This is a genomic window from Micromonospora sp. NPDC003944 (assembly GCF_053605225.1).
In genome coordinates, this window is the sequence record NZ_JBSGIV010000004.1 from 12,869 (window position 1) to 33,917 (window position 21,049).

Here is a 21,049-nt window from a genome sequence, read left to right on the forward strand (position 1 = left end):
CGGGCGGGCCGGATGGTGGGATCACCTGACCCGGCGCCGTTACCCGCCGGATACCCTCAAGGGGTCTGACACGCGCCGCCGGCCCCGGTTCCGGCGGCGTCGGCACGCTCAGGGTCGCTGGGAGGGAGTGCACCGTCGTGGCACTCGTGGTGCAGAAGTACGGCGGGTCCTCCGTCGCCAACGCCGAGCGGATCAAGCGGGTGGCCGAGCGCATCGTCGCCGCCCGCAAGGCCGGCGACGACGTGGTGGTGGTGGTCTCCGCGATGGGCGACACCACCGACGAGCTGCTCGACCTGGCCAACCAGGTCAGCCCGCTGCCGCCGGGCCGCGAGCTGGACATGCTGCTCACCGCCGGGGAGCGGATCTCCATGGCCCTGCTGGCCATGGCCATCCACAACCTGGGGTACGAAGCCCGCTCGTTCACCGGCTCGCAGGCCGGCGTGATCACCACGTCGGTGCACGGCCGCGCCCGGATCATCGACGTCACCCCCGGGCGGCTCAAGGGCGCGCTCGACGAGGGGTCGGTGGTCATCGTGGCCGGCTTCCAGGGCGTCTCGCAGGACACCAAGGACGTCACCACGCTGGGCCGCGGTGGTTCGGACACCACCGCCGTGGCGCTCGCCGCCGCCCTGCACGCCGACGTCTGCGAGATCTACACCGACGTGGACGGCATCTTCACCGCCGACCCGCGCATCGTGCCCAACGCCCGGCACATCCAGCAGATCACCTACGAGGAGATGCTCGAGCTGGCCGCGTGCGGCGCGAAGGTGCTGCACCTGCGTAGCGTGGAGTACGCCCGGCGGGCGGGGTTGCCGATCCACGTCCGTTCGTCATACTCGACCAACACCGGCACGATGGTCACCGGATCGATGGAGGACCTTTCCGTGGAGCAGGCACTGATCACCGGGGTCGCGCACGACCGCAGCGAGGCAAAGATCACGATTGTCGGCGTGCCCGACGAGCCGGGCGCCGCCGCGCGGATCTTCGACACCGTCGCCGGCGCCGAGATCAACCTCGACATGATCGTCCAGAACGTCTCCACCGAGGGCACCGGCCGGACGGACATCTCGTTCACCCTGCCCAAGGCCGACGGCCCCACCGCCATGGCGGCGCTCAGCAAGATCCAGGAGCCGGTCAAGTTCAAGGGCCTGCTCTACGACGACCACGTCGGCAAGGTCTCGCTGATCGGCGCGGGCATGCGCTCACACCCCGGGGTGGCCGCCGGCTTCTTCGCCGCGCTCGGCGCGGCCGGCGTCAACATCGAGATGATCTCCACCTCCGAGATCCGGGTCTCCGTGGTCTGCCGGGACACCGACCTCGACGCCGCCGTCCGGGCCATCCACGACGCGTTCGAGCTTGGCGGCGACACCGAAGCCGTGGTCTACGCGGGGACGGGTAGGTAGCGCCGATGACGGCGCTGCCCACCCTCGCCGTGGTCGGAGCGACAGGTGCCGTCGGCACCGTCATGTGTGAGCTGCTCACCGGGCGGCGCAACGTCTGGGGTGAGATCCGGCTGCTCGCGTCAGAGCGTTCCGTCGGCCGCCGGGTGCGCTGCCGGGGCGAGGAACTCGTCGTCCAGGCGCTGACCCCCGAGGCGTTCGACGGGGTCCAGGTGGCCATGTTCGACGTGCCCGACGAGGTCTCCGCCGAGTGGGCGCCGATCGCCGTCTCCCGGGGCGCGATCGCTGTCGACAACTCCGGCGCGTTCCGGATGGACCGCGACGTCCCGCTCGTCGTCCCGGAGATCAACCCCGAGCAGGTCCGCAACCGGCCCCGCGGCATCATCGCCAACGCCAACTGCACCACCCTCGCGATGATCGTCGCCGTCGCGCCGCTGCACCGCGAGTACGGCCTCCGGGAGCTGGTGCTCGCCTCCTACCAGGCGGTCTCCGGGGCCGGTCAGTCCGGCGTCGACATCCTGCACGACCAGCTCACCAAGGTCGCCGGCGACCGGGCGCTCGGCTCGCGCACCGGCGACGTACGCCAGGCGGTCGGCGACGACCTGGGGCCGTTCCCTGCACCGATGGCGCTCAACGTGGTCCCCTGGGCCGGCTCCCCGGCGGACAGCGGCTGGTCCTCGGAAGAGATGAAGATCCGCAACGAGTCGCGGAAGATCCTGGGCCTCCCCGACCTCAAGGTCTCCGCGACCTGCGTCCGGGTACCGGTGGTCACCGCGCACTCGGTGGCCGTACACGCGGTCTTCGCCACCGAGGTCGACGCCGAGGGGGCCCGCGAGGCGCTCCGCAACGCCCCCGGGGTGATCCTCGTCGACGACCCTGCGGCCGGGGAGTTCCCGATGCCGATCGACGCCGTCGGCACCGACCCGTCCTGGGTCGGCCGAATCCGCCGAGCCCTGGACGACCCCCGCGCCCTCGACTTCTTCGTCACCGGCGACAACCTCCGCAAGGGCGCAGCCCTCAACACCGCCCAGATCGCCGAACTCCTGGCCAAAGAACTCCGCACCCCCTAACCCCGCCCTCGGCCCCGGCCCCTCGGTCCGGCCCCGCCCGCCCCCTGACCCGCGTCGATCATGGAGTTGTGGTGGGGGACGTTTACTCCTTCCGAGGCCAAAGCGCCCACCATAAGTCCATGATCGACGCGGGCCAGGGTTGGTCCCTGCAGGCCGGGGGGCCGGGGCCGGGGTGGGGTTAGGCTGCGGCTAGGAGGACTCCGTCTCGGCCTTGGCGTTTTACCGTGTAGAGGGCCTGGTCGGCTCGCTTCAGGGTGCGATCGGGGGTTTCGCCGGGGCGAGGGAGGGCGACGCCCACGCTGATGGTGCGGCCGATACGTCGAGCCGCCTCGGTGAGCCGTTCGGCGATCCGGACCGCCTCCTCCGGGCGGCTGACCTCGATCACCGCGACGAACTCGTCACCACCGATCCGGTACAGCTCGTCGCCGTGCCGCAGCGCCTCCTCCAGCGCCCGGGCCAAGCCGACAAGCACCCGGTCGCCGGCCTGGTGGCCGTACGTGTCGTTCACGGTCTTGAAGCCGTCCACGTCGATCGCCAGCAGGGCCGTACGCCCGGGGGTGGCCGCCGCGATCCGCTGCCCGAACGGGCCGGTGTGCCGCAACCCGGTCAGCGGGTCGGAGCTGGCCTGCTCGCGCAGCCGGGCCAGCGTGCGCAGGCGGTCCACGCTCGTCCAGGCCTGCCCGGCGAGCAACTCCATCAGGCTGACCGTGGTCGGGTCCGGACGCAGCGCGCGTTCGTCGGCGACCAGGAGCACACCTCCGGCGTCCGTCGGCCCGACCGGTACGGCGACAAGTGTGCGTACCCCCGCCCGGGTCAGCGGACGGTAGTCCTCGGTCGGCGGATGCCCGGCCTCGCCAAGTGTGTAGCCGGCGCCGTACCGGTGTGCCCGGTCGACCATCCGGTCCAGAGCGACCGGACCCGCCCCGGCCAGCTCGGCACGGATCCGGGTCTCCAGGTCGCTCGGCGTCGCCGAGGGCGGACCGAGCTTGCCGCCGACCAGCAGCAGCGCGGTGGAGAGCGTGGAGACCTCCCGGGCGGCGCGGGCCGCCACCCCCATCACCTCTCCCTCGGTCGGTGCGGAGGAGAGCGCGGCGGCGTGCCGGAGCAGCTTCTCACTGCGGCTCTCCGCCGGCGGGCCACCGAGGGCGGCGATCCGCGCGCCGAGCCGGTCGGCCAGCCGCTGCGCGGTCTCCCGCCACGGCTCCAGGTCGGTCGGCTCACTCCACTGCAGGTCGAGTACGCCGATCGTCCGGCCCGTCGGGTCCACCACGGGTACGCACAGTTCGGTTGTCACGTCCGGGCGTACCGGTAGGTAGTCGGGGTCGACGGTGACGTCCGGGACCACGGCAGGGGTGCCGGTCGCGTACACCCGGCCGACGATGCCGGTCCGCGCCGGCACCGTGGCGAAGACCTGCCAGGCCCCGGTCGCCGCGACGCAGCGCAGACGGTCGTGGGCCGCCAGGAGTACGGAGATGGTCGCCGGGGTGTGGCGGGACAGCGCGGTGACCGCCCACCGACACACCTCCGGCGTGCTCGACGCCATCGGCAGGCGGACGGTGACGTCACGGATGACTCGCTGATGATCCACTCGCACGTCGTTCCAGGTAGGGGAGGGGGCCGGCCGACGCCGAACCGCTCGATCAAGCGTACTCACGGTGGCGGGACAGCGACCTTCGTACACACGTGCTATCCACAGGCTGTGGACGCGGCCTGTGGACGCCTGCCCCCGGGATGTCGCGCCCGGCGATAGCCTGAAGCACCCCGGCGCCGAGGAGGCGAGCTCGTTGCTCATCGCCCAGCTCAGTGACCCGCACCTGACCACCGGCCTGCTCGCCGCGCAACCCGCCGCCGGGTTGCACCGGGCGCTCGGCCGGGTGCTGGCGTTGCGGCCCCGACCGGAGTGCGTCGTGATCACCGGTGACCTGGCCGACCACGGGCAACCCGAGGAGTACGCGGCGCTGCGCGAGGTGATCGGCGGGTTCCCGCTGCCGGTGCACCTGGTCACCGGCAACCACGACGACCGGGAGTCCCTGATCGACGCGTTCGGGGGCACGCCATGGCTCGGCGGCGGCTTCTCGGCCTACTACCACGTCGACCACGAGGCGGCGTCGGTGGTGGTGCTCGACTCGCTCGTCCCCGGCAGTGACGGCGGCCAGCTCGGCGAGGAGCAGCTCGGCTGGCTCGACGGGGTGCTGGCCGGGCGACCCGAGGTGCCCGCCGTGATCTTCCTGCACCACCCGCCGGTAGCGGTCGGCATTCCCGCGGCGGACTCCATCCGGCTCGCCGACGGTGCCGCGCTCGCCGAGGTGATCGGCCGGCACCGGCACGTCGTACGGGTGGGCGCCGGCCACCTGCACCGCCCGGTCACCACGGCGTACGCGGGCACTGTCCTCACCGTGGCACCAAGCACGTTGAAGCAGAGCACGCTCACCATGAGCGCCGACGAGCAGATCGGTTGGGTCGACGAGCCCACCGCGTTCCTGCTGCACTCGGTGGAGGCCGGCGGCTGCGTGACCCACACCGTGCAGGTCAGTCACTCCGCCGGGCAGACCTGCGGGTTCTGAGGGCTGTGTCGTGCTGGTCTGGTACGTCTCGTACGGCTCGAACATGCACGCCGCCCGGCTGGCCTGGTACATCGGTGGCGGCTGCCCACCCGGCGGAAAGCGGACGTACCCGGGCTGCCGCGACCGCCGTCCGCCGAGCCGATCGGTGCCGGTGACGCTGCCCGGCGGCATCTACTTCGCCGGTGAGTCTGGTGCCTGGACCGGCGGCATGGCCTTCTACGACCCGCACCTGCCGGGCGAGGCCCCTGCCCGCGCCTACCTGGTCACCCTGGAGCAGTTCACCGACATCGCGGCGCAGGAGATGTATCGTCCGCCGGGCGACCCCGCCGACCTGATCCCGGCGACCGGCGCGGCCATCGACGCCGCCGTCGCCGACGGGCGGGCCACGCTCGGCCCTGGCCGGTACGAGACGTTGATCTGCCCGGGCAGCCGCGACGGCGTACCGATGCTCACGTTCACCGCCCCGGAGGGGGCGTCCGCCGCGCGGTGCCGACCACCCGCGCCGATCTACCTCGGCATGATCGCCAGCGGGCTACGTGAGTCGCACGGCTGGCCGGCCGAGCGGATCGCCACCTACCTGGCGGCCCGGCCCGGCGTGGCGGACGCCTTGCCACGGGACGCTGTGACGGCCCTGGTCGAGGAGGCGCTGCGCGGCGGCTGACGCACCGGACTCCGGCTGGCCCGGGTGGCGGTTTGCGCGTGGCGGTGTCGTCAACCGAGCAGAAACTCGCGCAGCACCGGGGCCAGCGTCGTCGGTGGCACGTCGTGGTAGCCACCGTCGAGGCTGACGGACCGGCCACCCGGAACCGCCTCGGCCGCAGCCCGGCTAGCGTCCCGCAACCACTGTGGACTGCCGGTGCTGTCCACCCCGAGGGTCGGCGTGGTGACGGCCCCCAGGCGGTCGGCGGGGAGTCGGCCTCCAGCGGTGACGATCGCGTCGTACACCAGGGTGTGCGCGACCGCCGTCAGCCCAGCCCACATCGGTTGCGACCGCATCGCGCTGATCTGCTCGGCCGGCAGCCCCACCGAGGCGCTGAGGAAGGTCGCCACCGCGCCGTCCCGATCGTCGGCGGCGATCAGCTCGATGAGCTGCGGGGTGATGTCCGGACGTACGCCCACGTGCGAACCCACCTGAAACGGTGGCTCGAACATGACCAACCCGGTCACCGACAGGCCCTGCGCGGTGGCGAGGGCGGCCAGGACGGCACCGGAGGAGATGCCGTAGACGGCTGCCGAGCCACCCGCCGCCGCGATCAGGGCGGCCAGGTCGTCGATCTCACGACCGACCTCGTAGGGAGCGGTGTCGCCGCTCTGGCCCCGGCCCCGACGGTCATAGCCGAAGGCGGTGAAGTCCGGCGCCAACGCCGCACTCAGGTCGCGCGTCGCGTTGCGGTCACCGAACGCGCCGCCGACCAGGATGATCGCCGGACCGGCACCGGACCGCTCGAAGGCGATGGGCGTGCCGTCCGCCGACCGTACCTGCTCCACCACCGGGGTCGATCCACTCACGATGCCTCCTGTCCGCGTGGGCCGTCCCGTCCTTTCTAGACCCTGGGTACGACGCTGTCCGGCAGACCGCGCCAAGTGGTGATCGATTCCGGTCCCGGCGTACGCGCAGCTCCGATGTGCTGCCCGGGTCGACCGCCGGGCAAACGGATGAGAGGCTGTCGGGGCGGGGGCCCATGCTCAACCACCGCCATCCGCGACCCCTTCGACGGCGTCCGTCGGTGGCCCCGGTCGAACCAGAGGCCGGGCACCGTACGCGCCGATTCTCACGAGGAGATCCATGTTCATAACCGGGATGCGTCGGGCCGGTGTCGGCCTGACCGCGCTCGCGGTGGCCGCCCTCGGCGCGGTCGCCACCAGCCCTGAGCAAGCCGACGCGCGGCCGAAGCCGGTCGACGTCACCCTGCTGGCCCTCAACGACTTCCACGGCAACCTCGAACCGCCGAGCGGGTCCAGCGGCACCATCGCCGGGCAGACCGCCGGTGGCGTCGAGTTCCTGGCCACCCACCTGGCCGAGCTGCGCGCCGCCGCCAAGAAGAAGAACACCATCACTGTCGCCGCCGGTGACCTGATCGGTGCGTCCCCGCTGCTCTCGGCCGCGTTCCACGACGAGCCGACAATCGAGGCGCTGAGCATGGCCGGGCTGGACTACGCCAGCGTCGGCAACCACGAGTTCGACGAAGGCGCCGCCGAGCTGCTGCGCATCCAGAACGGCGGCTGCCACCCGGTGGACGGCTGCATCGACGGCACCCCGTACCGGGGGGCCGGCTTCAAGTACCTGTCCGCGAACGCCTTCACGACCGCGACCGGCAAGCCGCTGATGGCGCCGTACGCGATCCACAAGGTGCAGGGCGTCAAGGTCGGCTTCATCGGCATGACCCTGGAGGGCACCCCGCAGATCGTGAGCCAGCAGGGCGTCGCCGGCCTCAGCTTCGCCGACGAGGCGGACACCGCCAACAGGTACGCTCGCGAGCTGCGCCGCAAGGGCGTACAGGCGATCGTCGTCCTGTTGCACGAGGGTGGCACCCAGGCGGCGACCGGCGGCATCAACGACTGCGTCGGGATGACCGGCCCGATCGTGGACATCACCAACCGGATGGACCCGTCCATCGACGTGGTGGTCAGCGGGCACACCCACCAGGCGTACAACTGCAACATCAACGGCAAACTGGTCACCAGCGCCAGTTCCTTCGGTCGCCTGGTCACCGACATCGACCTGAAGATCGACCGCCGGAGCGGTGACGTGCTGTCCGCGGCCGCGAACAACGTCGTGGTCACCCGCGACGTCGCCAAGGACCCGCGGCAGACCGCGCTGATCAACCGCTACAAGACGGTGCTCGGCCCGGTCGCCGGACGCCAGGTCGGCGTGACCAGCCAGGCGATCACCCGGAGCCAGGAAACCCTCTTCGGTACGAGCCTGGGCGAATCGCCGCTGGGCAACCTGATCGCCGACGCACAGCTCGCCGCCACCGACGACGAACAGAACGCCGTCGCCGCCTTCATGAACCCGGGCGGGGTCCGGGCCGACCTCGACGCCGGCCCGGTCACCTACGAGGAGGCGTTCACCGTGCAGCCGTTCGCCAACAACCTGGTGACACTGGACCTGACCGGAGCGCAGCTCTACTGCGTCCTGGAGCAGCAGTTCGTCACCGGGCGGACCCTGTACCCGTCGTCCACGGTCGGCTATGTGGTCGACCCGAACGGCACCACCGGTACCGTCGCCGACCCGTGCGCCGGCACCCGCGTGGTTCGGGGCAGCCTCACCCTGGGCGGCACCGCGGTCGACACCGCCGCCACCTACCGGGTGACGGTGAACAACTTCCTGGCCGGGGGCGGTGACGGCTTCAGCGCCCTCACCGGCGGCACGAACCTGGTCACCGGCCAGATCGACCTGGACGCGTTCGTGGACTACCTGACCGCCCAGTCGCCGGTCTCCGCACCGACGCTGGACCGGATCCGCACCACTGCCGAGGTCCCCGCCGCCTGACGGCCGATCCCGCGATTCGTCGGGCCCCGGAGCTGGTGCTCCGGGGCCCGACCTCGTCCCATGTCGTGCCACCCTCGCGTCCGCGTGTCGTGCCGCCCGTGGATCCGCGTGTGGGCGCTCGGGCGCGTGTGGGCCCTCGGGCGCGTGTCGTGTCGCCCTCGGGGCGGCGTGTGTGGCCCTCGGGCGCGTGTCGTGTCGCCCCGTTCGCCCTGGTTGCCCACGCCTGCGCCGGCCCGCACATGACCACTGCGGGCAAGATCAACGAGGAAGATCCGAGCAACTTCGCCGATGTTGCTGTCTCCCGCACGCCCGAGGCACCAACATCCGTGAAGTTGCTCGGATCTTGGCGCGCCCCGCGCCCCGCGCCCGCAGGCGTGGGGTGTGGGGTGTGTCAGGTCCCCTCGGGGGTCGGGTGAGGTCAGGTGAGGGCTGGCGTGGGGGCGGACGCTGCCGGGGCAGTCGTTGCGACGCCGTCCTGCTCCGCGGTGAGCAGTCGGCGCAGGGAGAGCGCGACAAGTGAGGCGACCAGGCAGCCGCCGACCACCGTCGCCACCCAGACCATGCCGTTGGCGGCGCCGATGAGGGGGCCGGCGGTCACCGGGCCGATCACACCGCTGACTCCGAAGATCATCGAACTCATCGCGTTGTACCGGCCGCGTAGCTCGTCGGTGGCCAGCGCGTTTGTCAGTGCGGGCATCACCGGGGACAGCATCGTCTCGCCGAAGCCGAAGATCGCCGAGCAGAGCACCACGCACAGGGCGGCCAGCACCGCGCTCTCACCGTTGACCAGGCCGGCTGCGCCGAGGACCAACCAGGCGGCGGCGAACACCGCCCCGACCACGGCCAGCGCCCGGGTGCGGCTGCGGCCCTCGATCCGGCGGATCACCACCAGTTGCGCGAGCACGATCATCACGGTGTTGGCCGCGAGCGCCCAGGCCACGACTCGCGGGTTCACCTCGGCCACCCGCACCGCGTACGCGGCGAAGCCCACCTCCACCTGTGCGTACCCGCAGGTGGTGAGGATCAGCCCGAAGATCACCAGTCGTCGGAACGGGCGGTCACGAAGCACCGTCAGGTAGCCGCCGGGCGACGGCTCGTCGACGCCTCGACGGTTGCCGAGTCGGTGACCCACGGCGGGCAGGGTGAGCAGGATCAATGCCGGCATCAGGTAGGTCACCGCGTCCAGCAGGTAGATCGTCTGGAAGGTGCCGGGCCGGGCCGTGTCGACGATCGCGCCGGAGGTCATGCCGCCGATGCCGATGCCCAGGTTGAGCAGGGCGAAGTTCAGCCCGAAGACGCGCTGCCGTTCGTCGTCGTCGGTCAACGAGGCGAGGATGGTGTTCTGCCCCGACCAGATCGCCGAGCTGCCGATGGCGATCACCGTCATCACCAGCACCGCCGAACCGGTCGAGTGGACCAGCGCGAGCGAGCCGGTGCCGATCGCTTCGAGCAGCAGGCAGGGCACCACCACCCAGCGGGCGCCGAAGCGGTCGATGAGCGTTCCGCCCAGCGGCGACAGGGCCAGGGTGACCGCGCCGTACCAACCGATCACGAGCCCGGCGCGGGTGTCGGTGAGCCCGCGTACGTCGGTCAGATAGATGAACAGGAACGGCAGGGTCAGCCCTCGCCCGACCGCCGACAGCAGGGTGCCGAGGAGGAGCCGGCGAGCTTCCGTTCGGCGGGGCAGGGCACGACGCAGCATGCCGGCATTCTGTTCGGTGGGTCTGACGCCGCGCGAACCGTTTCGGCCGCCGCTCGCGGTGATTGGGCCTGTCGGGTGACCAATCCCACGTTGATCCACTCGCCGTGATGGCGGTCGGTCGATGTCTGCCGGGTCTGCGATGCTGGCGCGATGACCGGCACCTGGCGACATCTGCCCGCTACCGCCCGCGCCATCGCGGTAACCGCGACGGCGGCCGTCGCCGCCGCCCAGGAACGCGACGGTCAGGCGTACGACGAGGCAGTCGGCGGTCTCGCGGCGGACGAGCGTTCCGGCCTGGTGCTCGGCGGGGTGGTCCGGTTGCTGCTGGAGGAGAGCCACCCGGACGGGTTGACCGGCGACGACATCCGTCAGGTGTTGACCCACTGCGTACAGGAGTCGGCGCGGTGGCGTTCGGACGTCGACCCGCACGTGGTGCTCGTCCTGCTGGCCGGCGCGTTGGGGGTGTACGACCCCGAGAGCGACGAGTCACCTCCGGACGCGGCCGCGCTGGCCCGACACGCCCCGCTGCTGGTGGCCGACCTGTTGGCGGCGACGAGCGTGCCGTTTGACGACTACCTGGCCGCCGCGTTCGCGGAGATCGAGCGCACCGAACGGCAGGACTGAGGCCGGGCGCACCGAGCGGCATCGCCGAGCTTCGTCGGCACCTGCTACGAGTCGGTACCCGCGGTGGTCGAAACCCAGATCAGGAACACGATCGTCGTGACGACCCCGATGACCGCGACCAGGCCGGCCACCAGGGCCGCACGGCGTGAGTTGCGCGCGCGTAGCTCGAAGGCAGCGGTGATGGTGAACAGCAACGCGAACACCTCGGATGCGGCGAGACCGAGCAGGCCGACGAAGCTCAGCAGACCCTCGACCATGTCGAGGCCAAGAAGGATCATCCGGGCGCTGTACGCCGCTCCCGCCCAACATGCGATCGCCAGGCCCGCCAGCAGGTACATGGCCAGGAGCGAGAGGAAGGTGGCGCGGCCGTCCACCGGGGCCGCAAGGGGTGCCGCTGCCGGCCCGTCGGGCGGGATCCATGGCTGAGGCGCCTGCGGGCGGGTCATACGCGGACGTTAGCCAGGCCCCGGCAGCACGGGAATCGGTCGACAGGGCTTGCCGGGTGAGACAAAAAGGCCAGGTGAGAGGAATTCTCACCTGGCCTTTTACCTCTGGTCGGGGTGGCCGGATTCGAACCGACGACCTCTTCGTCCCGAACGAAGCGCGCTACCAAGCTGCGCCACACCCCGAGGCGTGCCGACAAATAGTAGCCCACCCGCCCCGATGGTCAAACTCGGTACCCCTGCCGCCCCGACCCCTCCCGGGTAACCAAGATCCGCACAACTTCCGCGATGTTGCTGCCTCGCGACACGCCGAGGCAGCAACATCCCTGATGGTGCGCGAATCTTGAAGCGGGCCGCGGCCCTCGGCCAGGCGGGCAGCGTGCGGGCGGGCAGCGTGCGGGCGGGCCGCGGGGCGGTCAGCGGGGGATGAGGGTGAGGATGCTGGCCTCCGGGGGGCAGGCGAAGCGGACCGGGGCGGTCGGGTGGGTGCCGAGGCCGGCGGAGACGTGCAGCCAGGAGTCTGAGCCCGGCCACCGGTGCAGGCCCTTCGCCATCGAGCGGGGCAGACCGCAGTTGGTCACCAGCGCCCCGAAGCCCGGTACGCATACCTGACCACCGTGGGTGTGCCCGGCCAGCAGCAGCCCGAAGCCGTCCGCCGACATCTGGTCGAGCAGCCGCGGCTCGGGGGAGTGCGTCAGGGCGATGGAGAGGTCGGCCGAGGACGACACCGCGCCGGCCACGGCAGGGTAGTCGTCACGGTCGATGTGCGGGTCGTCCACGCCGACGAGGTCGACCTGTCGGCCACCAGCCTTCACCGTGGTCCGGGCGTTGTTGAGGTCCGCCCAGCCGGCACCGGTGAACACCTGACGCAGTTCCTCGTAGGGCAGCTCGACGCCTTCGGTGTACTCCCGGTCGGGCAGGAAGTAGGTGAACGGGTTCTTCAGCACCGGCCCGGTGTAGTCGTTGGAGCCGAACACGAACGCGCCCGGGTAGTCCAGCAGCGGTTGCAGGGCCCGCAGCACTCCGGGCACCGCGCCCGGGTGGGCCATGTTGTCGCCGGTCACCACCACCAGATCGGGGTCGAGGGCCGCCAGCGACGCCACCCAGCGCTGCTTGCGCGCCTGGTCGGGCATCATGTGCAGGTCCGACAGGTGCAGCACGCGCAGCGGCTCCGCGTCGGCCGGGAGCACCGGCACGTCGTACCGCCGGAGGGTGAACATGTTGCGCTCGACGAGCGACGCGTACGCGAGGGTGGCCGCGCCGATGGCGGCGGTTCCGGCGGCGAGCCGGAATAGTGTGCGCTTTCGCATGGCGTTCAGGGTAGTTTGACGGTCCATGAGCACGCTGAAGGACCGCCTCACTGCCGACATGCGTTCCGCGCTCAAGGCGCGCGACGAGCTGACCACCTCCACGCTGCGGATGGCCCTGGCCGCTGTCGGCACCGCCGAGGTCGCCGGCAAGGCCAAGCGCGAGCTCACCGATGACGAGGTGCTCGCGGTGCTGACCAAGGAAGCCAAGAAGCGTCGGGAGGCGGCCACCGCCTTCGCCGACGCGGGCCGCGCCGAGCAGGCCGCGAAGGAGAGCGCCGAGGGTGAGGTGTTGGACCGCTACCTGCCCAAGCAGCTCTCGGACGCCGAGCTGACCGAGCTGGTGTCGGGGGCGCTCGCGGCGGGCGGCTTCACCGGCAAGGCCCAGATGGGCCCGGCGATGAAGGCGGCCCAGGCCGCGGTGGCGGGCCAGGCCGAGGGTGGCCGGGTGGCCTCTGAGGTACGCCGACAGCTCGGTCTCTGACCAAGCAGGCTCAGCGGCGCGGCCGGACGGTGGTCGTGGCGCTCGGCGGTCCGGACAGACGAAACGGGCGGGCACCCGAGGAGGGTGCCCGCCCGTCGTGTCCTACTGGTCGGCTCAGCCGCCGGGACGACCTCCCCCGGGGCGACCGGGCTGGCCGCCGGGAGGCGTGCCGTCGGTGTTACCGGGGGCACCGCCGCCGCTGCTGACCTGGATGGTGACCACGCCACCCTTGATCGTGCGCCCGTCCGGGCTGGTGCCGGCCGCGTCGCCCGCCTTGCAGGAGGACGGCACCCTCGCGCTTGAGACGACCGGCTCGAAGCCGGCGCCCTTCAGCCGGGACTTCGCCTGATCCACCGAGACGCACTTCACGTCGGGGATGCTGCGCTGGTCACCCTCGGAGATCTTCTGGCCGGGCGGCTCGAACTGCATCCGCGGTTTGCCCTTCATGGCATCCCGCAGGGTTTCGTACACCGGCGGGTTGATGCCGTCCTTCTCGGCGTGCTTCATCTTGACGTTCGTCTGCGGCCAGTCCGGGTCGGCCATGATGCCGGCCACCGAGTACTGCTTGGTCATGGCGACCAGGGCGGCCGTCTTCTCCGAGTCGGTGGTGCCGGACTTGCCGGCGACCGGCGCGTCGACGATGCCCTTCACCACGCGGGCCGTACGGCTGCTACCGCACTTGCTGGTGCTTGAGTTGTCGCCGACCGGGCAGCGTGCGGCGTCCACGGCGGCCCGGGCCACCTCGGTGCTGAACCGCTTCTCACAGCGCGGGTTGGCGATGTCCAGTTTGTTGCCCTCCGGGTCGCGGATCTCCTGCACCGGGATCGGCTCGCAGTACTTGCCGTCCGCCGCGAGAGTCGCGTACGCGTTGGCCAGGTCGAGCGGGGTGGTGGAGGAGACACCCAGGGTGAAGGCGCCCCACTGGTGGGCGTCGTTCTTGGTGGCGGCGAACTTGGCGTCGTTGCTCGCCCGGAACTGGATGCCGGCCCGCCGGGCGGCGTCGACCACGTTCTCCGCACCGACCTGCTGCTGCAGCGGGACGAAGTAGGTGTTCACCGACTGGGCGAACGCGGACCACATGTTCTGCACGCCGCCGGCCTTGAGGCCGGAGTTGGTCGGGCAGTAGAAGTGGGTGCCCTTGCAGGCCGCCGGGCTGCTGCTGTCGATGATGTATTCCGACTTGAACTGCTGCGGCGCGTTGATCGTGTAGCCGAGCGGGATGCCCTTCTCCAGCGCGGCGAGGATGGTGAAGATCTTGAAGGTCGAGCCGGCCTGGTACCCGGTGATGCCGTTGCCGCCGGTGAGCAGCGGGTTGACCGTCGCCGGGTAGTTGCCCCGGATCTTCTTCTTGCTCTTCGCCGGATCGCTGGAGAGCTTGTTCTTCGGGTTCTTCGGGTCGTCGAGCTTGAACTGCCGGTTGACCGCGAGCGCCCGTACGCGGCCGGTACCCGGCTCGACGACAGCGACCATTGCCGCTTCCTTGCTGTTGACGCTCTTGGCCTTACGGACCGCCTTGTCCGCGCCGCGCTGCGCCTGAACGTCGATCGACGTCACGACGGTGTAGCCGCCGCTCTTGAGCCGGCGCTCCCGGTCGTACGTGGTCGAGCCGAACGTCTCCTGATCCAACCACCAGCGGTAGAAGTAGTCGCAGAAGAAGCCCCACTCGTTGACGTTTGCGGCGACGCAGCCGTTCGGGGTGCGCTTGTCCTTCACCTTCAGATCGACGGCCTTGGCGGCGTCTGCCTCCTGCTGGGTGATGGCCTTGATGTCGACCATGTTCTGGATGACGTAGTTGCGTCGGTCCAGTGCGAGCGGGTAACCGGCCTCGGTGGTCGGGTCGTTGGTCGTCGGTGCCTTCACCATGCCGGCAAGCAGCGCTGCTTCCTCGATCTTCAGCTTGCTCGGCGGCTTGCCGAAGTAGACCTGGCTGGCGGCGTAGATGCCGTACGCGCCGTTGCCGAACGAGGCGAGGTTGAGGTAGCGGGTGAGGATCTCGTCCTTGGAGAACTCCTTGTCGACCTGGAGGGCCAGCCGCATCTCGCGGAGCTTGCGGGCGCTGGTGTCCTCGGTCGCCGCGACCACGTCGGCCGGGTGGGTCGCCGAGTAGGCGATGGCCAGCCGGACGTACTGCATGGTCAGCGTCGAGGCACCCTGGCGACCGGAGCCCTCGCTCTGGTTGTTGACGAAGGCGCGGGCGACACCGTTGATGTCGACGCCGTTGTGCTTGTAGAAGTCGTGGTCCTCGGCCGCGATGATGGCCTTCTGCATGGGCACCGAGATGTCGGCGAGCTTGACGTCCCGTCGGTTCTCGTCGTACATCGTCGCGAGCGGGGTCTTGCCGTCCGACGCCAGCAGGTAGCTGATCTGTGGCGCGCGGGCCACCGTCAGCTCCGTGGGCAGGGCACCGAATGTCTCTGCGCCGGCCTTTGCGGCCAGGCCGGACATCGCTACCGCGGGGAAGGCCGCCGCAGCGACCACCACGCCGGCCAGCAGGCCACACACGAGTAGCGATGCGGCGTTGGTCAGCACATTGTGGTCACGTTTCCGCATCCAGGTCACCTCGACAGGGTACGCGAGTAGGGAACGAGGGGCGCCTGGGCGTTCTTTCCCCATTTCCTGCGCGCGCTGCCCTCGTTGTGCTAAACGCACGACCCCCGGTGCTTGGTTGCGTATGACCTGGCGTGAGTCTCCTCCGATCCTGTGAGGTGGCGCAGCGTTATCGCTGACCTCGGCGGGGTAACCGGCGGTCGAAAGCCCGGGAAGCCGGGAGTGTCCGAAATGATGGATTTCGCCGACAACGTTGCGTAATCAGTCGACTACAGAGCATGATGGGGGCGGCGACAGGCCACATGTCGTTCGTGCCGCCTTGGGGAAGGCAGGCCGGGCGATCGGGGGGAATTGCCGGCTGACGTGCATCGACGAGGTCGGTAGGTACTGCAAGGGGGGACGTGTACACATGGGCATGATCACTGACTGGCCGTCACTTGCGGCATGTCAGAACGGGGACCCGGACGCGTTGTTCGTACAGGGCGCCGAACAGAACGTGGCGAAGCGGATCTGCCGGAGCTGCCCAGTTCGGTACGAGTGCCTGGCCGACGCGCTGGACAACCGGATCGAGTTCGGTGTGTGGGGCGGCATGACCGAACGCGAACGGCGGGCGCTCCTGCGTCGTCACCCGCAGGTGACGAGCTGGCGCAAGATGTTCGAGGCCGCGATGAAGAAGAACAGCAAGGACAAGGCCGCCAAGGACAAGATTCTCGTCAGCGCGGCCAACTGACGCCGGTCACGGCCGGCTGATCGCCGCGCCGATCGTCCGCAGCCCGTCGACGTCGTGCACGTCGGCGGGCTGCGCGGTAACCGATACCGCAGGCACGGCCGGGAACGCCTCGGTGAAGCGCGCGGCGACCTGCTGCTCGCGTACCGCCTGACGAGCCAGCGTCGCGTGCGCCCGCAGCACGTCGACGGTGGCCGCATGCCCACCCAGCTCGGTCAGCCGCTCGGCGGCGGCGCGGCTCTGCTCGGCGTCCAACTCCGGGACCGCCGGACGGTGCACCCGGTTGAGCACCAGGCCCGCCAGCGGCATCCGCTCGTCCCGTAGCCGACCCGCGAAGTAGGCGGCCTCCCGGACCGCGTCCGGCTCCGGCGTCGCGACAAGCAGGAAGGCCGTCTCCCGTGCCTGCAGGATGCGGTACGTCTGCTCGGCGCGCTGCCGGAAACCACCGAACATCGAGTCGAGTGCCGCCACGAAGCCGGACAGGTCGGTCAGCAACTGTGCGCCGAGCACCTTCTGCACGACCTTCGAGAACATCCCGAACGAGGCAGTGACCAGGCTGAACATGCTCCGGCCGCCGCTGCGGGCCGGGGCGAGCAGCAGTCGCAGCATCCGGCCGTCGAGGAAGCGGGAGAGGCGAGCCGGCGCGTCGAGGAAGTCCAGTGCCGAGCGGGACGGTGGCGTGTCCACCACGATCAGGTCCCATTCGCCCCGGGCGTGCAACTGGCCCAGCTTCTCCATCGCCATGTATTCCTGAGTGCCGGCGAAGGTCGAGCTCATCGCCTGGTAGAACGGGTTCGCGAAGATCTCCGCGGCCTTCGTCGGGTCGGTGTGCTGCAACACCACGTCGTCGAAGGTGCGCTTCATGTCCAGCATCATGGCGTGCAACTCGCCGCCGCTGCTCTCGACGTCGATGCCCTTGACCTGGCGGGGGGTGTTGTCCAGCTCGGTCAGGCCCAGCGACTGGGCGAGCCGGCGGGCCGGGTCGATGGTGAGCACCACCGTGCGTCGGCCGTGCTGCTCGGCAGCCCGCAGGGCCAGCGCCGCGGCGGTGGTCGTCTTTCCCACTCCGCCGGCACCGCAGCACACGACGATCCGGACGCCCGGGTCGGCGAGGATCTGGTCGACGTCCAGCTGCGGCGCCGCGTCTTCGGAAGGCACCAATCGAGCGTATCGGGCCGGTGGGTCCGCGCGCCCGTGCTGCGCTCAGGTGTGAGTCATTCGGCGTGGACGAGGGCCTGGGCCAGCGTCGCGAGCCCGGCCCGGTCCACCCCGTCGGGCAGCAACGGAAGCTCGATCATCGGCAGCCCCAACTCCACCAGGTCGGCGCGGAGCGAATCCTCCAGTTCGCGCCGGATGAGCTGGTCACGTGCCTCATCGTGCAGGCCGGCCACGATGTCCCGATCGGCCGGCAGCCCGGCGGCGACCAGCCCGCGTCTCAACTCCGCCGCGGTGACCGCCGGCCCGGCGGGTAGCGGCGGTCGGACACCGTTGACGAGCACCTTTCCGACGCCGAAGCCGAGGGCGGTCAGGTCGGCGATCGCGTCGACCGTCTCCTGGATCGGCATCTCCTCGAGCAACGTGACCACGTGCACCGCGGTCATCGGGGACCGCAGCAGCGCGGCGACCCCCTCGCTCTGGGTCTTGATCGGCCCCACCTTGGCCAGCCGGGCGGTCTCCGCCGTCACGTTGAGGAACCGGCCGATCCGCCCGGTCGGCGGGGCGTCCAGCACCACGGCGTCGTACGCCCGCCGCTGCCCGGTGGTGCGGGTGGTGGCCTCCTTGACCTTGCCGGTGAGCAGGACGTCCCGCAGGCCGGGCGCGATGGTGGTGGCGAAGTCGATGGCCCCGAGCTTGCGGAGCGCCCGGCCCGCCGCGCCCAGTTTGTAGAACATGTCCAGGTACTCGAGCAGCGCCTCCTCGGCGTCGACCGCGAGCGCGCGGACCTCACCGCCGTCAGGTGCGTCGGCGAGGTGCCGCTCCTCGTACGGCAGCGGGTCGATGCCGAAGAGCTGGGCGATGCCCTGCCGCCCCTCGACCTCGACCAGCAGGGTGCGTCGGCCGCCGGCGGCGAGCGCGAGAGCCAGCGCCGCCGCCACGCTGGTCTTGCCGGTGCCGCCCTTGCCGGTCACCACGTGGAGGCGGGCGGGCCAGCCGGTACCGGCCGGGTCGATCGGACGCTCAGCTGCACACACCAGCCGAGCCTATCCAGGCTCGCGGGTCACGCGACCTCGCAGACCCACCAACCCGTCTTCTGCACCACAGTGAAGCGCAACTCCTGGTCGGCCACCTTCTCGTCGGCGGTGGTCATGGTGAGCCGGGTGGAGACGGTGGCGCGCTCGCCGGTCTGGTTGTCCACCTTCGGGGTGGTCCACCGGAAGCGCGGGTTCTGGTAGGTCGAGGCGTACTTCTCCACCTCGGCCACCTTCGCGGCGATCTTGTCGTCGTCGCGGGAGGCGGCGCAGACGCGGCTGGCCGCCTTGGTCGCGTCGCGGTCCTTGTAGACCGCGGTGAGGAACTCGTCGACGGCGACCGAGGGCTCCTTGGCCCCCTCGCCGGTCTCGGCGTCGCGCAGGGTCAGGAAGGCCACCACGCCGCCACCCACGCAGAGCACCATGATCACGACCAGTGCGATGGCCGCGATCAGCAGGCCGCGCTTCTTCTTCGGCGCGGCCGTGCCCGGGTAGGGCGGGTAGGCCGGCGGGGGCGGGGGGATCGACGAGGGGTTCGGGGCGCCCGGCGGCGTCGGTGTGGCGGCCGAGGCAGGGCCGCCGTGCCCTTCCGGCTGCCCGGGGAAGACCGGCTGGTTGGGGCCGGCTGCCTGCCCGGAGAAGGCTGGCTGGGTCGCGCCGGCTGCCTGCCCGGGAAAGGCTGGTGAGGTGGGGGCGGCGGGGAGTGCCGGCTGGGCGGGGGATGCGGGGAGGGCGAGCTGCCCGGTCGGTGGGGCGGGGGTCGGCTGGCTGGGGATGGCCGGCAGGCCGGGCTGACCGGCGGGGTCCTGGTGGGCCGGCGGGTGAGCGGGTGTGCCGGCCTGGTCGCCGCTGGGCGGGTGGGTCATGTCGTTCTCCCCGGGGTGCGGCGCCCGCCGCCACCCCTGGCGCCGAGCGTGATCGAGCGGGCGGCCGGGCGCTGCGCGACCGTCCGACCGGAAGGGTAGCGGTCGATGACCGGATCGGTGTCGCCACTGCCTGTCGGGCGGTCCGGCGATCCAGTGAGCGGTACCCGCGTCACTTCCGGTGTCGGGCCCCCGACCTGCGGTGTGTCGCATATGTGACTGTTGGTGACCTCTTGTGCGCGTCCTGTTGGCGGGACCGCGGCCACAGACCTACCTTCGTCCGGGTGCGGGGGCCGGAACGGACGAATGGGTCCGGGCCGGAAGCATGGTCCGAGAGGTACGACCGGAGGCAGTGCATGCGCGACGCGGACAACATCCCTCGCACCCAGTTCCCGACGAACGACCGGCCCCGCCGGACGGGGTCCGTGGTCGAGGCCGGCGGGCAGGTCACCAGTCAGCCGATCAACGAACGGTCGTACCGCCGCACGCCGGAGCAGGCGGAGACGCCTCGGGTCCCGAGTCAGCCCGCCGAGCGCACCCGCGACGACGACGAGCCGGGCTTCGTCATCCACCTGCCGATCCGGGTGCCGAACCTGACAGCGGCGACAGTGCTGGCCGGCCGGGTCGCGGTCTCCCTGGGCTTCCTGCCCGAGCTGGACGCAGGCGAGACCACCGTCTCCAACGCCGACGACCAGAACAACCGGCACCGGGTCTTCTGTGACCTGTTACTTCCCGACCGGTCCCGCTGCCCCCAGGGGTACGAGCACGAAGGGCTCTGCGGGGAGCTGCCGGCCACGCCGGAGCAGCGTCCCGTACCTCGTCCGGCCAGCGGACCGTAGGCTGTCCCTCGAACAATTCCGCACCGAGAGGGAGCCCTTCAGCGATGCAGAAGTGGGAATACTCCACGGTCCCGCTGCTGGTCCACGCGACCAAGCAGATCCTCGACAACTGGGGCGAGGACGGGTGGGAGCTCGTCGCCGTGGTCCCCGGCCCGAATCCGGACCAACTGGTCGCCTACCTGAAGCGGCCGAAGGCGTGAGCGCGAGCGCAGCGAAGCGGAGCCCCGCGGTCGCGTACGACGGGGTGGCGCAGTGAGCAACGGTCCGCACGCGAAGCTCGCCGAGCTGGGTCTCGAACTGCCCGACGTCGTGCCGCCGGTGGCCAGCTACGTGCCGGCCGTGCAGTCCGGGCAGCACGTGTACGTTTCCGGCCAGTTGCCGATGGCCGAGGGCAAGCTGCTCGCGACCGGCAAGGTCGGCGCTGGCATCTCCGCCGACCAGGCGAAGGATCTGGCTCAGCGGTGCGCCCTCAACGCGCTTGCCGCGGTCGACTCGCTCGTCGGCCTGGAGAACGTGGTCAAGGTGGTCAAGGTGACCGGGTTCGTCGCCTCCGCGCCCGGCTTCACCGGTCAGCCTGCCGTGATCAACGGCGCCTCCGACCTGCTCGGCACGGTGTTCGGGGAGGCCGGCCGCCACGCGCGTAGCGCCGTGGGCGTGGCCGAGCTGCCCCTGGACGCCCCGGTGGAGATCGAACTGATCGTCGAGGTCGCCTGACCCAACCGCGATCTTGCACTTTCTGCCGCGACGAAAGCCGTGAAGAGGCATGAATCAGCAGCAGCAAGTGCAAGATCGCGGGG

General features: G+C 70.9%; 19 protein-coding genes, 1 tRNA gene and 1 pseudogene. 11 read left to right on the forward strand and 10 right to left on the reverse strand.

Annotation, left to right across the window (positions count from 1 at the left end; all coding sequences use genetic code 11):
• Nucleotides 1-137 precede the first annotated feature (137 nt).
• On the forward strand, nt 138-1,403 hold the full coding sequence (locus ACWER9_RS03010) for an aspartate kinase (protein ID WP_366612311.1): 1,266 nt from the start codon (nt 138-140) through the stop codon (nt 1,401-1,403).
• 5 nt (nt 1,404-1,408) lie between these two features.
• Complete coding sequence (locus ACWER9_RS03015) at nt 1,409-2,470, forward strand: aspartate-semialdehyde dehydrogenase (protein ID WP_196920171.1); 1,062 nt, start codon at nt 1,409-1,411, stop codon at nt 2,468-2,470.
• 178 nt (nt 2,471-2,648) lie between these two features.
• On the opposite strand, the gene ACWER9_RS03020 is transcribed toward ACWER9_RS03015, so the two are convergent.
• Nucleotides 2,649-4,058 (reverse strand): diguanylate cyclase, encoded by a 1,410-nt coding sequence (locus tag ACWER9_RS03020; RefSeq protein WP_452300198.1) that lies wholly within the window; start codon nt 4,056-4,058, stop codon nt 2,649-2,651.
• A 196-nt stretch (nt 4,059-4,254) separates the two neighbouring features.
• Between ACWER9_RS03020 and ACWER9_RS03025 the strand changes: the two genes are divergently transcribed.
• Nucleotides 4,255-5,034, forward strand: a complete 780-nt coding sequence (locus ACWER9_RS03025) for a phosphodiesterase (protein WP_452300199.1) — start codon at nt 4,255-4,257, stop codon at nt 5,032-5,034.
• A gap of 10 nt (nt 5,035-5,044) precedes the next feature.
• Nucleotides 5,045-5,695 (forward strand): histone deacetylase, encoded by a 651-nt coding sequence (locus tag ACWER9_RS03030; RefSeq protein WP_452300200.1) that lies wholly within the window; start codon nt 5,045-5,047, stop codon nt 5,693-5,695.
• Between the two features lie 50 nt (nt 5,696-5,745).
• On the opposite strand, the gene ACWER9_RS03035 is transcribed toward ACWER9_RS03030, so the two are convergent.
• Entirely contained in the window at nt 5,746-6,543 is a 798-nt protein-coding gene (locus ACWER9_RS03035) for an alpha/beta fold hydrolase (RefSeq protein ID WP_452300201.1), read from the reverse strand.
• Nucleotides 6,544-6,820: 277 nt separating this feature from the next.
• On the opposite strand from ACWER9_RS03035, the gene ACWER9_RS03040 reads away from it, so the two are divergent.
• Nucleotides 6,821-8,527 (forward strand): bifunctional metallophosphatase/5'-nucleotidase, encoded by a 1,707-nt coding sequence (locus ACWER9_RS03040; RefSeq protein WP_452300202.1) that lies wholly within the window; start codon nt 6,821-6,823, stop codon nt 8,525-8,527.
• 418 nt (nt 8,528-8,945) lie between these two features.
• Here ACWER9_RS03040 and ACWER9_RS03045 read toward each other — a convergent pair whose 3' ends face one another.
• Nucleotides 8,946-10,229: an MFS transporter gene (locus ACWER9_RS03045; protein ID WP_452300203.1), complete on the reverse strand. Its 1,284-nt coding sequence runs from the start codon at nt 10,227-10,229 to the stop codon at nt 8,946-8,948.
• Between the two features lie 150 nt (nt 10,230-10,379).
• Between ACWER9_RS03045 and ACWER9_RS03050 the strand changes: the two genes are divergently transcribed.
• On the forward strand, nt 10,380-10,853 hold the full coding sequence (locus ACWER9_RS03050; protein ID WP_452300204.1) for a hypothetical protein: 474 nt from the start codon (nt 10,380-10,382) through the stop codon (nt 10,851-10,853).
• Nucleotides 10,854-10,897: 44 nt separating this feature from the next.
• Here the strand turns inward: ACWER9_RS03050 and ACWER9_RS03055 are convergent, their stop codons facing one another.
• The 3 genes from ACWER9_RS03055 to ACWER9_RS03065 form a co-directional block, all read right to left on the reverse strand.
• Entirely contained in the window at nt 10,898-11,299 is a 402-nt protein-coding gene (locus tag ACWER9_RS03055; RefSeq protein WP_452300205.1) for a hypothetical protein, read from the reverse strand.
• A 106-nt stretch (nt 11,300-11,405) separates the two neighbouring features.
• Nucleotides 11,406-11,482: transfer RNA gene (locus ACWER9_RS03060), tRNA-Pro, on the reverse strand.
• Between the two features lie 230 nt (nt 11,483-11,712).
• Nucleotides 11,713-12,606: a metallophosphoesterase gene (locus tag ACWER9_RS03065; protein WP_452300206.1), complete on the reverse strand. Its 894-nt coding sequence runs from the start codon at nt 12,604-12,606 to the stop codon at nt 11,713-11,715.
• Between the two features lie 25 nt (nt 12,607-12,631).
• On the opposite strand from ACWER9_RS03065, the gene ACWER9_RS03070 reads away from it, so the two are divergent.
• On the forward strand, nt 12,632-13,087 hold the full coding sequence (locus ACWER9_RS03070; RefSeq protein ID WP_396687967.1) for a GatB/YqeY domain-containing protein: 456 nt from the start codon (nt 12,632-12,634) through the stop codon (nt 13,085-13,087).
• Nucleotides 13,088-13,201: 114 nt separating this feature from the next.
• Here ACWER9_RS03070 and ACWER9_RS03075 read toward each other — a convergent pair whose 3' ends face one another.
• Nucleotides 13,202-15,637, reverse strand: coding sequence for a penicillin-binding protein (locus tag ACWER9_RS03075; protein WP_452300207.1), 2,436 nt, complete (start codon nt 15,635-15,637; stop codon nt 13,202-13,204).
• Between the two features lie 406 nt (nt 15,638-16,043).
• Between ACWER9_RS03075 and ACWER9_RS03080 the strand changes: the two genes are divergently transcribed.
• Nucleotides 16,044-16,364, forward strand: a complete 321-nt coding sequence (locus tag ACWER9_RS03080) for a WhiB family transcriptional regulator (RefSeq protein WP_053654856.1) — start codon at nt 16,044-16,046, stop codon at nt 16,362-16,364.
• 6 nt (nt 16,365-16,370) lie between these two features.
• Here the strand turns inward: ACWER9_RS03080 and ACWER9_RS03085 are convergent, their stop codons facing one another.
• The 3 genes and pseudogenes from ACWER9_RS03085 to ACWER9_RS03095 form a co-directional block, all read right to left on the reverse strand.
• A complete protein-coding gene (locus ACWER9_RS03085) occupies nt 16,371-17,522 on the reverse strand; it encodes an ArsA family ATPase (protein WP_357354357.1) in 1,152 nt (383 codons plus the stop codon).
• A 53-nt stretch (nt 17,523-17,575) separates the two neighbouring features.
• Entirely contained in the window at nt 17,576-18,553 is a 978-nt protein-coding gene (locus ACWER9_RS03090) for an ArsA-related P-loop ATPase (RefSeq protein WP_452300208.1), read from the reverse strand.
• Nucleotides 18,554-18,579: 26 nt separating this feature from the next.
• Nucleotides 18,580-19,152, reverse strand: a pseudogene (locus tag ACWER9_RS03095) (Rv0361 family membrane protein); the annotation flags it as partial.
• 617 nt (nt 19,153-19,769) lie between these two features.
• Here ACWER9_RS03095 and ACWER9_RS03100 point away from each other — a divergent pair.
• Genes ACWER9_RS03100 through ACWER9_RS03110 form a run of 3 tightly spaced genes read left to right on the forward strand, consistent with a single transcriptional unit; the run spans nt 19,770 to nt 20,966 of the window.
• Nucleotides 19,770-20,252, forward strand: coding sequence for a hypothetical protein (locus tag ACWER9_RS03100; protein ID WP_452300209.1), 483 nt, complete (start codon nt 19,770-19,772; stop codon nt 20,250-20,252).
• A gap of 44 nt (nt 20,253-20,296) precedes the next feature.
• Entirely contained in the window at nt 20,297-20,452 is a 156-nt protein-coding gene (locus tag ACWER9_RS03105) for a DUF4177 domain-containing protein (protein WP_007466198.1), read from the forward strand.
• Nucleotides 20,453-20,504: 52 nt separating this feature from the next.
• The gene (locus ACWER9_RS03110; protein ID WP_452300210.1) at nt 20,505-20,966 is read left to right on the forward strand and encodes a RidA family protein; all 462 of its coding nucleotides are present in this window, start codon (nt 20,505-20,507) and stop codon (nt 20,964-20,966) included.
• Nucleotides 20,967-21,049 lie beyond the last annotated feature (83 nt).